Source organism: Mycolicibacter sinensis (assembly GCF_001673565.1).
Taxonomy (GTDB): Bacteria; Actinomycetota; Actinomycetes; order Mycobacteriales; family Mycobacteriaceae; genus Mycobacterium; species Mycobacterium sinense_C.
On the sequence record NZ_LZMF01000128.1, the window covers coordinates 1 to 11,130 of the forward strand.

Sequence of the window (11,130 nt, forward strand, 5' to 3'; positions counted from 1 at the left end):
CCAGCAGCAGACCCTCGACGGCGGCGGCCACCACATCCTCATCGGGCTCGCCGGGCAACCCGGCCAGCGTGCTGACCACCTCGGCGGTGCCGTTCAGCGAGCGTGCCGCCGTGCCTGCGGCGCGCCGGACCAGATCGGCGGGCCAGGAGTCGCGAGCCTTGCCCAGTCCGACGGTCAGCACGCTGGCCGGGTTGCCCGGCGAGCCCGATGAGGATGTGGTGGCCGCCGCCGTCGAGGGTCTGCTGCTGGGCGGCTACCGCTTCACCGCGTTCCGCACCGACAAGACCGCCCCGAAAGATCCGGGTCTGCAAGCCGTCACCGTGGTCTGCGCCGCGGGCGACGCCGAGACGCGCGCGAGCCACGGCGCCGACGTCGCCGCCGCGGTCGCCACCGCGCGCGACTTCGTCAACACCCCGCCGAGTCACCTGTTTCCGGCTGAATTCGCCGAGCGGGCCCGCGCGTTGGGGGAAGCCGCCGGCCTGGACGTCGAGGTGCTCGACGAGCAGGAACTCACCGACGCCGGCTACGGCGGGGTGATCGGTGTCGGCAAGGGCTCCGCGCGCCCGCCGCGACTGGTGCGGCTGATCCACCGGCCCGCGGAGGCGACGTCAACCAAGCGGGTGGCGCTGGTCGGCAAGGGCATCACCTTCGACACCGGTGGCATTTCGATCAAACCGGCCGCCTCGATGCACCACATGACCTCCGACATGGGCGGGGCCGCTGCGGTGATCGCGACCGTGGTGCTGGCCGCGCGGCGACGGCTGCCGATCGAGGTGATCGCGACCGTGCCGATGGCCGAGAACATGCCGTCGTCCACTGCGCAGCGTCCCGGCGATGTGCTCACCCAGTACGGCGGCACCACCGTCGAGGTGCTCAACACCGACGCCGAGGGCCGGTTGATCCTGGCCGACGCGATCGTGCGGGCGTGTGAGGACGACCCGGACTACCTGATCGAGACGTCGACGCTGACCGGTGCACAGACCGTGGCGCTCGGCTCGCGCACCCCGGGGGTGATGGGCAGCGACGAGTTCCGCGATCGGGTGGCGGCGATCTCGCAGGCCGTCGGCGAGAACGGCTGGCCGATGCCCCTGCCCGACGAGCTCAAAGAAGACCTGAAGTCGACGGTCGCCGATCTCGCCAACGTCAGCGGGCAGCGCTTCGCCGGGATGCTGGTCGCCGGGGTGTTCCTGCGTGAGTTCGTGGCCGACGGGGTGGCCTGGGCACACATCGACGTCGCCGGCCCGGCCTACAACACCGCCGGCGCGTGGGGCTACACCGTCAAAGGCGGCACCGGCGTGCCGACCCGGACCATGTTCGCGGTGTTGGAGGACATCGCCGCAAACGGATAACGCCCCGCCGCGAGTCAGGCGCTGTCGTCTGCGCTCCCGGTGTGCTGCGCGGGGCGGTACGGGGTTTCCACCCCTTGTTGAAAAGACAGCGCAGCACTTTGAATCAGCATCAACACGGCGAAAACGACGACCCATACCCAGGCTTCTGTCGAGCTGAGGTGGGCTGTCACATCGGTTTTCGGCAGCGCCGCCATGGCGCGAACGATCGCCGCGATGATGACGACGGTGCTCAAATACGGAAACGCCGTCCGGATGCGCCCAGCCATGGGCCCGATCGGCGATTCGCTACGCCGTCGCCGGCGCCCGAGGAACCATCCGAGCGCGCAGACGACCCCGACGACCGCCGTGATGGGCAGCGACAACTGGTTGGCCTGATCCCACAGCGGCTGCAACGGCCGACGCGTCTGCGGATCACCGAGCGAGAGCGCCAAGTCGGTCAACGTCGCTTCCACGAAGAACACCGCGATCGGCGGGACCAGGACCGCCACGATGAACACGCAGTGTCTGATCAGTGCGCCGGCGGCACCCGAGACGAATTGCACGATGGCGTACAGCAGGATGTAGAGCGCGGCCACAAAAGATATGCCGCCCAACAGTTCCGCGGACGTGGCACGCCCGCTGGTCACCGCACAACCCTGTTCGCCCGACAGCAGACTGTATTGCGCCGCAGCCAGGAACAGCCCGAGGAATGCGTTCATCAGTGCGACGCCGGTGAGGGTTTCATGCTCGACCTCGCGTGCGTCCGGAACACCGTCGGTACGACGCCGATACGCACGATCCAGCACTAGATTGATGACGACGAACGCGAAACCGGCCAGCAGACCTGCCAGTTGCGCATAGTTACGGGCCACGATCGATATGTCGAAGCCGGTCCACAGCTCACAAGCCTCGGCGATCTGCTCAGCGGGCACCCGCGAGATATTAATGACGTGTCAGCGGCGGCAACGGTGGTTTAGCAGACTGCGTCGAGAACCGCCCGACCGCCACCTCGGTGTGTGCGCGCGATGGCGCAATGACAGGATGGTTTTCGACAGTCCACCTGGGCACCGCCCCTCCTCACCACTGACGTGGTATTCATGGGACGACGTGCAGCGACCGACCGATCGAGGAGTCAACAGCGATGGCGTTCTCAGTCCAGATGCCAGCACTCGGTGAGAGCGTCACCGAAGGAACCGTGACCCGCTGGCTCAAGAAGGAGGGCGACACCGTCGAGGCCGACGAGCCACTGCTGGAGGTCTCCACCGACAAGGTCGACACCGAGATCCCAGCGCCGGTGTCGGGCGTGCTGACCAAGATCGTCGCCGAGGAGGACACCACGGTCGAGGTCGGCGGCGAGTTGGCGCTGATCGGCGACGCCGGCGAAAGCTCCGGAAGTGCCGAGGAGCAAGCCCAGCCGGCCGAAGAGCCTGCCGCTGCGGAGCCCGAGCCTGCTGCGGAGTCCGAACCGGCCGAGCCTGAGCCTGAGCCTGAGCCCGCTGCGTCCAAGCCTGCGGCGGCGGAATCGGGCGATGGCGGCACCCCGGTGCTCATGCCCGAGTTGGGCGAATCGGTCACCGAGGGCACCGTGACGCGCTGGCTGAAGCAGGTCGGTGATTCGGTGGAGGTCGACGAACCGCTGGTGGAGGTCTCCACCGACAAGGTCGACACCGAGATCCCCTCGCCGGTGGCCGGCACCCTGCTGTCGATCACCGCCAAAGAGGACGCCACCGTCGAGGTCGGCGGCGAACTGGCCAAGATCGGTTCGGCGTCGCAGGCCGCCCCGAAAGCAGAGCCCGCACCGGCACCCGAGCCGGAGCCGGAGCCGGAGCCGCAGGCCGAGCGCAAACCCGAGCCGAAGCCAGAGCCGAAGCCCGAACCGAAGCCAGAGCCGGCAGCGCGGCCCGAACCCAAGCCCGAACCCGAAGCCGAGCCCGCGGCGCAGTCCTCCCCCAGCACCGACGCCACGCCGTACGTCACCCCGCTGGTGCGCAAGCTCGCCACCGACAACAACGTCGACCTGAGCCGGGTCACCGGCACCGGAGTCGGCGGGCGGATCCGCAAGCAGGACGTGCTGGCCTTTGCGGAGAAGCAGAAAGCACCGGCCGCCGAGCGTCGCTCGGCCCCGGCACCCGCGGCAGCCCCGACGCCGGCCCCGGTCTCGGCGCTGGCGCACCTGCGCGGCACCACGGCCAAGGCCAACCGGATCCGGCAGATCACCGCCAAGAAGACCCGCGAATCCCTGCAGGCCACCGCTCAGCTCACCCAGACCCACGAGGTCGACATGACCAAGATCGTGGCGCTGCGGGCCCGAGCCAAAGCCGACTTCGCCGAGCGTGAGGGCGTCAACCTGACCTACCTGCCGTTCATCGCCCGTGCGGTGATCGACGCGCTCAAGGCACACCCGAACGTCAACGCCAGTTACGACGAGGACGCCCGTGAGATCACCTACTTCGACGCCGAGCACCTGGGCTTCGCGGTGGACACCGAGCAGGGTCTGTTGTCCCCGGTGATCCACAACGCCGGCGACCTGTCGCTGGCGGGCTTGGCCCGGGCCATCACCGACATCGCCGACCGGGCGCGGTCGGGCGGCCTCAAACCGGACGAACTGTCCGGGGGCACTTTCACGATCACCAACATCGGCAGCCAGGGCGCGCTGACCGATACCCCGATCCTGGTTCCGCCGCAGGCTGCCATGCTCGGCACCGGGGCCATCGTCAAGCGGCCGCGCGTCGTCGTCGACGAGGCCGGCAACGAGTCGGTCGGGGTCCGGTCGATCTGTTACCTGCCGCTGACCTACGACCACCGCTTGATCGACGGCGCCGACGCCGGCAGGTTCGTGACCACGATCAAGAACCGCCTCGAAGAAGGCGCGTTCGAGGCAGAGCTGGGGCTGTAGCGGTCTAGGAGCTTTGGGAAGGGCGGCAAGAGGTTTCAGCTGTGGGCAACCCCATCGTCGCGATCGCCGGGTCGTCCGGGCTGATCGGTTCCGCTCTGGTGTCGGCCCTGCGTGCCGCCGACCATCGGGTGCTTCGGATCGTGCGCCGGGCACCGGCCAACGCCGGGGAGCTGCGCTGGGATCCCGAGGCCGGCGACATCGACGTGGACGCCCTGGCCGGAGTCGACGCGGTGGTCAATCTGTGCGGCATCGGCATCAGTGACCGCCGCTGGTCGGGGGCGTTCAAGCAGACCCTGCGCGACAGCCGGATCACCCCCACCGAAGTGCTGTCGGCGGCGGTGGCCGAGGCCCAGGTGCCGGTGCTGATCAACGCCAGCGGGGTCGGCTTCTACGGTGACACCGGCGCCCGCACGGTCGACGAGTCCGCCCCGGCCGGCGAGGGGTTTCTGGCCCGGCTCGCACAGGACTGGGAGTCGGCGACCGACACCGCCCGGAACGCCGGCGCCCGGGTCGTGCTGGCCCGCACCGGCCTGGTGCTGGCCCGTTCCGGCGGGCTCTTGGGCCGGCTGCGTCCGTTGTTCTCGCTGGGGCTGGGCACCCGGCTGGGCAGTGGCCGCCAATACATGTCCTGGATCAGCCTCGACGACGAAATCCGGGCGCTGCGGTTCGCCCTGGCCGAGTCGGCGATCACCGGTCCGGTCAACCTGACCGGGCCGGCCCCGGTCACCAACGCCGAGTTCACCGCCGCGCTCGGCCGGACGCTGAACCGGCCGGCACCGCTGCTGCTGCCCGGGTTCGCCGCCCGGGCCGCCTTCGGCGAACTTGCCGACGAGGGACTGCTCACCGGTCAGCGCGCCATTCCGGCCGCGTTGGAGCAGGCCGGCTTCCAATTCCGGCACAACACCATCGGCCAGGCGCTCAGCTACGCCACCGCCCGCCCTACCCCGCTTTAGCCCCGGGTAGCCTGCGAGCATGAGGTCCATCCGGTCCAGCACCGCGCCGCTGGATGTGCGCCAACTCGGCACCGTCGACTACGGCACCGCTTGGCAGCTGCAGCGTGACCTGGCCGACGCCAGGGTGGCCGGTGGCCCGGACACGCTGTTGCTGTTGGAGCATCCGCCCGTCTACACCGCCGGTCGGCGCACCGAGCCGCATGAGCGCCCGGTGGACGGCACGCCGGTGGTCGATACCGACCGCGGCGGCAAGATCACCTGGCACGGCCCCGGCCAGCTGGTGGGCTACCCGGTGATCGGCCTGACCGAACCGCTGGACGTGGTCAACTACGTACGGCGCCTTGAGGAATCACTCATCGAGGTGTGTAACACCTTGGGCCTCAATACCGTTCGGGTCGACGGCAGGTCCGGCGTGTGGTTGCCGGCCGACGGTGTCCGTCCCGCTCGCAAGGTCGCGGCGGTCGGCGTACGGGTGGCCCGCGCGACCACGCTGCACGGGTTCGCGCTCAATTGTGATTGTGACCTCAGTGCGTTCGGCTCGATCGTGCCGTGCGGGATCACCGACGCGGGCGTGACGTCGTTGTCCGCGGAGTTGGGCTTTGTGACCAGCGTGGACGATGTCCGGCGAGCGGTCGCCGGCGCGGTCGTCGACGCGCTCGACGGTGTGCTGCCGGTACGCGACCATCTCGAGCCGCGCGTAACATCGACCCGGTGAGCGCCGTCGAAGAAGGCCGTAGGTTAAGCCGTGCTGAGGCACGCAACGCCGAGACGCCGATCGAGCGCAAACCGCCGTGGATCAAGACCCGCGCCCGGATGGGGCCGAATTTCACCGAGCTCAAGGTCTTGGTGAAGCAGGAGAAGCTGCACACGGTGTGCGAGGAGGCGGGCTGCCCCAACATCTACGAATGCTGGGAGGACCGGGAAGCCACCTTCCTGATCGGCGGCGAGGTCTGTACCCGCAACTGCTCGTTCTGCTTGATCAAGTCCGGTAAGCCCCCCGAGCTGGACCGCGACGAGCCGCGCCGGGTCGCCGAGAGCGTGCAGACGATGGGCCTGCGGTACTCGACGGTCACCGGTGTGGCCCGCGACGATCTGCCCGACCAGGGTTCCTGGCTCTACGCCGAGACGGTGCGGGCCATCAAGGCCCTCAACCCGTCAACGGGTGTCGAACTGCTGATCCCGGACTTCGGCGGGCGACCCGACCTGCTGGGCGAAGTATTCGAAACGCGCCCGGAAGTGCTGGCGCACAACGTCGAAACCGTGCCCCGCATCTTCCGGTTGATCCGGCCGGGCTTCAACTACGAGCGCAGCCTGAGCGTGTTGACCCAGGCCCGTGACGCCGGTCTGGTCGCCAAGAGCAACCTCATTCTGGGCATGGGCGAGACCCCCGAGGAGATCCGGGAGGCGCTCGCCGCTATCCACGAGGCCGGCGCCGAGCTGGTCACCATCACCCAGTACCTGCGCCCCTCCGAACGGCACCACCCGATCGACCGGTGGGTCAAGCCCGAGGAGTTCGTCGAGCACGCCCGGTATGCCGAGGAGCTCGGGTTCGCCGGGGTGATGTCGGGTCCGCTGGTTCGCTCGTCGTACCGAGCCGGCCGGCTCTACAAACAGGCCATGGCTCGTCGCGCCGAGCTGAACGGGATCGCAGCCCACGGCTGACAGCGGTCGGGGCTGCGTATCCTTGGTAGCTATGCCCAGACCGCGCACCTCCGCCGAGAACAAGGCTGCCCGGGCGGCGGCCAAAGCCACCCGCAAGGCAGCCGGCAAAGAGCGCCGCACCCAGCTGTGGCAGGCCTTCCAGCTGCAGCGCAAAGAGGACAAGCGGCTACTGCCCTACATGATCGGCGCCTTCGTGCTGGTCGTCGGGGTCACCACCGCGCTGGCGCTCAACGGCGGCACCTTCGCCAAGGTGACGACGATTCCGCTCGGCGTACTGCTGGGTGCGCTGGTGGCGTTCGTGATCTTCGGCCGCCGCGCCCAGCGGTCGGTGTACCGCAAGGCCGAGGGGCAGGCCGGTGCGGCGGCGTGGGCGCTGGACAATCTGCGCGGCAAGTGGCGGGTCACCCCCGGGGTGGCCGCCACCGGCCAGCTCGACGCCGTGCACCGGGTGATCGGACGGCCCGGCATCATCTTTGTCGCCGAGGGCTCGGCCTCCCGGCTCAAACCACTGCTCGCCCAAGAGAAGAAACGCACCGCCCGGCTGGTCGGAGACGTTCCGATCTACGACGTGGTAGTGGGTGCCGGTGACGGCGAGGTTCCGCTGGCCAAGCTGGAACGATTTTTGACCAAACTCCCGGCCAACATCTCGGCCAAGCAGATGGACTCCCTGGAATCGCGGCTGGCCGCGCTGGGTTCGCGGACCGGAACCGCGGCGATGCCGAAGGGGCCGATGCCGGCTGGGGCGAAGATGCGCGGTGTGCAGCGCGCGGTGCGCCGGCGCTAGCGGCTGCGCACCACGGCGGTCGCCGTTGCCCGGTCTTGCAGGCCGCGGCCGTCGGCGTCGGTGAACAGCGCCGGGACCACCAGCGCGATCAGCAGCCCACGGACCACGGCGCGCACGATCCCGACTCCCGGGCCGGCGCCGTCCACCGGGATCACCCGCAGCCCGCAGGCGTACTGGCCCGGTGTGAAGCCGAACAGCCGCAGCGCAGCCGCCCCGAGCACCACCCAGATGGCCAGCACCGCGGTCGCCAGCAGTTCCTGGCTCACCACGCCCAGCGCCAGGCCCAGGCCGGCGATCCCGTAGGCCACCAGCCAGTCGACGACCAGGGCCAGCACCCGACGCCCCGTCGAAGCCAACGAGCCGGGGCCGCTGGGCGGCAGACCCAGGGCCTCCCCCGGGGCGCTGTCGGAGGGCTGCGGTCCGGCCGACTCCGGCCCGGACAGCCACGATGAGAAGGTGCGGCTCATGCCCCCTACGATAAGCGGGTTGGAACCCGACCCGGCTTCGGCGGGTCCTGTCGTCGTTGCGTAACCTCAGCAGCGGCAACCCCGGGCCCGACCGGGGCTACCAGCGGAGGAGAACACTTCTGTGACCGACAAGACGGCCGACGACATTCTCAAACTCGTGGCCGATGAGAACGTGGAGTACATCGACATCCAGTTCTGCGACTTGCCGGGCATGATGCAGCATCTGACGATTCCGGCGTCCACCCTCGACTCGAGGGTGTTCGAGGACGGGTTGGCCTTCGACGGTTCCTCGATCCGCGGCTTCCAGTCCATCCACGAGTCGGACATGATGCTGCTGCCGGACTTCTCCACCGCGCAGATCGATCCGTTCCGGGCGGCCAAGACCCTGAACCTGAACTTCTTCGTGCACGACCCGTTCACCCGCGAGCCCTATTCGCGGGACCCGCGCAACATCGCCCGCAAAGCCGAGAGCTACCTCACCAGCACCGGCATCGCCGACACCGCCTACTTCGGCGCCGAAGCCGAGTTCTACATCTTCGACTCGGTGAGCTTCGACTCGCAGATGAACGGCACCTTCTATGAGGTCGACTCCGATTCGGGCTGGTGGAACACCGGCTCGCCGACCGAGATCGGCGGCGGTGTCAACCGCGGCTACAAGACCCGCCCGAAGGGCGGCTACTTCCCGGTGGCGCCCAACGACCATTACGTCGACCTGCGCGACGCCATGACCACCAACCTCGCCAACGCCGGCCTGACCCTGGAGCGCGGACACCACGAGTGCGGTTCCGGCGGGCAGGCCGAGATCAACTACCGGTTCAACACGCTGCTGCACGCCGCCGACGACCTGATGCTGTTCAAATACATCATCAAGAACACCGCCTGGGCGCACGGCAAGACCGTCACCTTCATGCCCAAACCACTCTTCGGCGACAACGGCTCGGGCATGCACGTCCACCTGTCGCTGTGGAAGGACGGCGATCCGCTGTTCTACGACGAGGCCGGTTACGCCGGGCTGTCGGACATGGCGCGTCACTGCATCGGCGGCATCCTGCACCACGCCCCGTCGCTGCTGGCGTTCACCAACCCCACCATCAACTCCTACAAGCGCTTGGTGCCGCACTACGAGGCGCCGATCAACCTGGTCTACAGCCAGCGCAACCGCTCCGCGTGCGTGCGCATCCCGATCACCGGCACCAACCCGAAGGCCAAGCGGCTGGAGTTCCGTTGCCCGGACTCCTCGGGCAACCCCTATTTGGCGTTCGCCGCCATGCTGATGGCCGGCATCGACGGCATCAAAAACAAGATCGAGCCGGCCGCCCCGGTCGACAAGGACCTCTACGAACTGCCGCCCGACGAGGCCGCCGACATCCCGCAGGCCCCGGCCACGCTGGCCCAGGTGATGGACAACCTGGAAGCCGACCACGAATACCTCACAGAGGGCGGCGTTTTCACTCCGGATCTGATCGAGAACTGGATCCGCTACAAGCGGGACCATGAGATCACGCCGATCAATCTGCGCCCGCACCCCTACGAGTTCGCGCTGTACTACGACTGCTGAGTCGAGACACTCAGAACGCGAGGTTGAAAAGGTCCGACGCATCGATCGCGTCGTCGAAGAGGCTGCCGATCCACACGACGGGGATGGACGCGATCGCCGCCGGGATAATCTGGAAGAAGTCGACCCCGATTATCTGGAGTTGAGCCGAGATCGCATCCGACAGTGAGCCGTCCCCGATCGCCGTGTCGAACGCCTGGGTGGCACTGAGGATGGAATCGCTGGCGTTCTCCCACTGCTGGTTGAGCGGCGCGAAGAACAACTGGTCGATCAACTCCGACAGGGAGCCGGAATTCTCGAGGATGCTCGTTTCGGCCGGCACCAGATGGCCGTCCAATAGGGTTACCGTCCTGCCCAGCAGGTCCGGCAGGCGATGGAGTGCCTCAACCGCGGACAGCAGGTCGCCGGACAGGTCCGAACTGTCGATCCCGGTAAGGATGTCTTTGGCGTCGAGAAAATTCGTGCCGGCGATGCTCAACAGGTCGGTCGAATCGGCGCTGCTGCCGGCGACGGCGATACCGGCGAGCTGATCGGCGGCATCGGCGTGGGCGCCGCCCAGCCCGATCGTCAAGGCAGCCGCTACCGTCCCACCGATCAAGCCGGCTCCAACACCACAGCGGTGGACGCGACCAGACATCTCCCTGCCCCCTCTGTTGTGCCGAGCCGCCGATACGCTTCAGCCGCCCCGACATGAACGTTTCCAAAGAAAAACCGTAACAGATGTTCGGAACAATTCACTGGTTTTCCGAACCGGCCGATTGCTTCGGTTGTCCACAGTTGCGGTTTCGTCCACTATTGGGTCTTTTATCGGCCCGTGGTCCAGAGAGTGTGTCCCCGGGCTCAATCCACCACGTCGCGCGCCCAGGCCGGCATGATGAATACGCCTTCGGCTTCGACCGTGACCCCGGACGCGTCGGCGATATGACCGCGGGCATACGTCTTGATGCGCTCCCGGCGGTACACCGAGGCTTCCGCGCGCAGCGGCCCCAGTGGTGTGCCGCGCAGGTACTTCACGGTGATGGTGCCGGTAAACAGCGGCTTGGTCAGTCCTTCGCTGGCCGCCTCACCGAGCAGATGGTCGAGCACCAGCGCGCTCACGCCGCCGTGGACCAGCGACGGCGGACCCTCGTAAGCCGCGCCGAGATGAAAGTCGCTCCAGCAGTGACCGTTCTCGCCGTGCTCGATCACCAACGGCGGGGCGATCGGATTGCGCAGGCCCACCACGGCGTTGCCCCACGCCAGCGGCCGCCCGTCGACGACGTAACGCAATCCCGGTGACTCGCTGAGGATCCCGGCATGCAGCCGCTCGGTCATCTGGCGCACCGCAGTGGTCACCTCCCGGATGGTGGAGTCGTCGGCCTGAGTGCGGATGGTGGCATCGATCAGCTCACGTACCGCCTGCGCCAGCGGCCCATAGCGCTGGGAAAGCAGCGCGCTCTCGTCGGCGCTGATCGTGGGCACGTTCGAGCCCGGTCCGAAATCCAC

At 68.2% G+C, this 11,130-nt stretch carries 11 protein-coding genes and 1 pseudogene; 7 read left to right on the forward strand and 5 right to left on the reverse strand.

Translation table 11 applies throughout. The annotated features are described in order from the left end of the window. Positions 1 to 181, reverse strand: a 181-nt coding sequence (locus A5648_RS24735; RefSeq protein WP_275080651.1) for a M17 family peptidase N-terminal domain-containing protein, incomplete at its 3' end; no start/stop codon positions are given. Here A5648_RS24735 and A5648_RS18180 point away from each other — a divergent pair. Then, a pseudogene (locus A5648_RS18180) lies at positions 138 to 1,349 on the forward strand (leucyl aminopeptidase); the annotation flags it as partial. The gene A5648_RS24735 and the pseudogene A5648_RS18180 overlap by 44 nt on opposite strands. A gap of 14 nt (positions 1,350 to 1,363) precedes the next feature. Here A5648_RS18180 and A5648_RS18185 read toward each other — a convergent pair. Next, entirely contained in the window at positions 1,364 to 2,260 is an 897-nt protein-coding gene (locus tag A5648_RS18185; protein WP_065025886.1) for a hypothetical protein, read from the reverse strand. 209 nt (positions 2,261 to 2,469) lie between these two features. Between A5648_RS18185 and sucB the strand changes: the two genes are divergently transcribed. Genes sucB through A5648_RS18210 form a run of 5 tightly spaced genes read left to right on the forward strand, consistent with a single transcriptional unit; the run spans position 2,470 to position 7,623 of the window. Continuing rightward, the gene (gene sucB / locus A5648_RS18190) at positions 2,470 to 4,224 is read left to right on the forward strand and encodes a 2-oxoglutarate dehydrogenase, E2 component, dihydrolipoamide succinyltransferase (RefSeq protein WP_065025887.1); all 1,755 of its coding nucleotides are present in this window, start codon (positions 2,470 to 2,472) and stop codon (positions 4,222 to 4,224) included. Between the two features lie 41 nt (positions 4,225 to 4,265). After that, the gene (locus A5648_RS18195; RefSeq protein ID WP_065025888.1) at positions 4,266 to 5,177 is read left to right on the forward strand and encodes a TIGR01777 family oxidoreductase; all 912 of its coding nucleotides are present in this window, start codon (positions 4,266 to 4,268) and stop codon (positions 5,175 to 5,177) included. A gap of 19 nt (positions 5,178 to 5,196) precedes the next feature. After that, positions 5,197 to 5,892 carry a lipoyl(octanoyl) transferase LipB gene (gene lipB / locus A5648_RS18200; protein WP_065025889.1) on the forward strand — a complete coding sequence of 232 codons (696 nt, stop codon included), beginning with the start codon at positions 5,197 to 5,199 and terminating at the stop codon, positions 5,890 to 5,892. Continuing rightward, positions 5,880 to 6,839 (forward strand): lipoyl synthase, encoded by a 960-nt coding sequence (locus tag A5648_RS18205; protein WP_165607370.1) that lies wholly within the window; start codon positions 5,880 to 5,882, stop codon positions 6,837 to 6,839. Before lipB ends, A5648_RS18205 begins: the two co-directional genes overlap by 13 nt. Before the next feature lie 31 nt (positions 6,840 to 6,870). Then, positions 6,871 to 7,623 carry a DUF4191 domain-containing protein gene (locus tag A5648_RS18210; RefSeq protein WP_065025891.1) on the forward strand — a complete coding sequence of 251 codons (753 nt, stop codon included), beginning with the start codon at positions 6,871 to 6,873 and terminating at the stop codon, positions 7,621 to 7,623. On the opposite strand, the gene A5648_RS18215 is transcribed toward A5648_RS18210, so the two are convergent. Further along, positions 7,620 to 8,090, reverse strand: a complete 471-nt coding sequence (locus A5648_RS18215; RefSeq protein WP_065025892.1) for an RDD family protein — start codon at positions 8,088 to 8,090, stop codon at positions 7,620 to 7,622. The two genes, A5648_RS18210 and A5648_RS18215, sit on opposite strands and share 4 nt — an antisense overlap. A gap of 121 nt (positions 8,091 to 8,211) precedes the next feature. Here A5648_RS18215 and glnA point away from each other — a divergent pair, with 121 nt between their 5' ends. Further along, positions 8,212 to 9,648 (forward strand): type I glutamate--ammonia ligase, encoded by a 1,437-nt coding sequence (gene glnA / locus A5648_RS18220; protein WP_065025893.1) that lies wholly within the window; start codon positions 8,212 to 8,214, stop codon positions 9,646 to 9,648. 10 nt (positions 9,649 to 9,658) lie between these two features. Here glnA and A5648_RS18225 read toward each other — a convergent pair whose 3' ends face one another. Continuing rightward, entirely contained in the window at positions 9,659 to 10,216 is a 558-nt protein-coding gene (locus A5648_RS18225) for a hypothetical protein (protein WP_065025894.1), read from the reverse strand. 269 nt (positions 10,217 to 10,485) lie between these two features. After that, positions 10,486 to 11,130, reverse strand: a complete 645-nt coding sequence (locus A5648_RS18230) for a PaaI family thioesterase (RefSeq protein WP_082966578.1) — start codon at positions 11,128 to 11,130, stop codon at positions 10,486 to 10,488.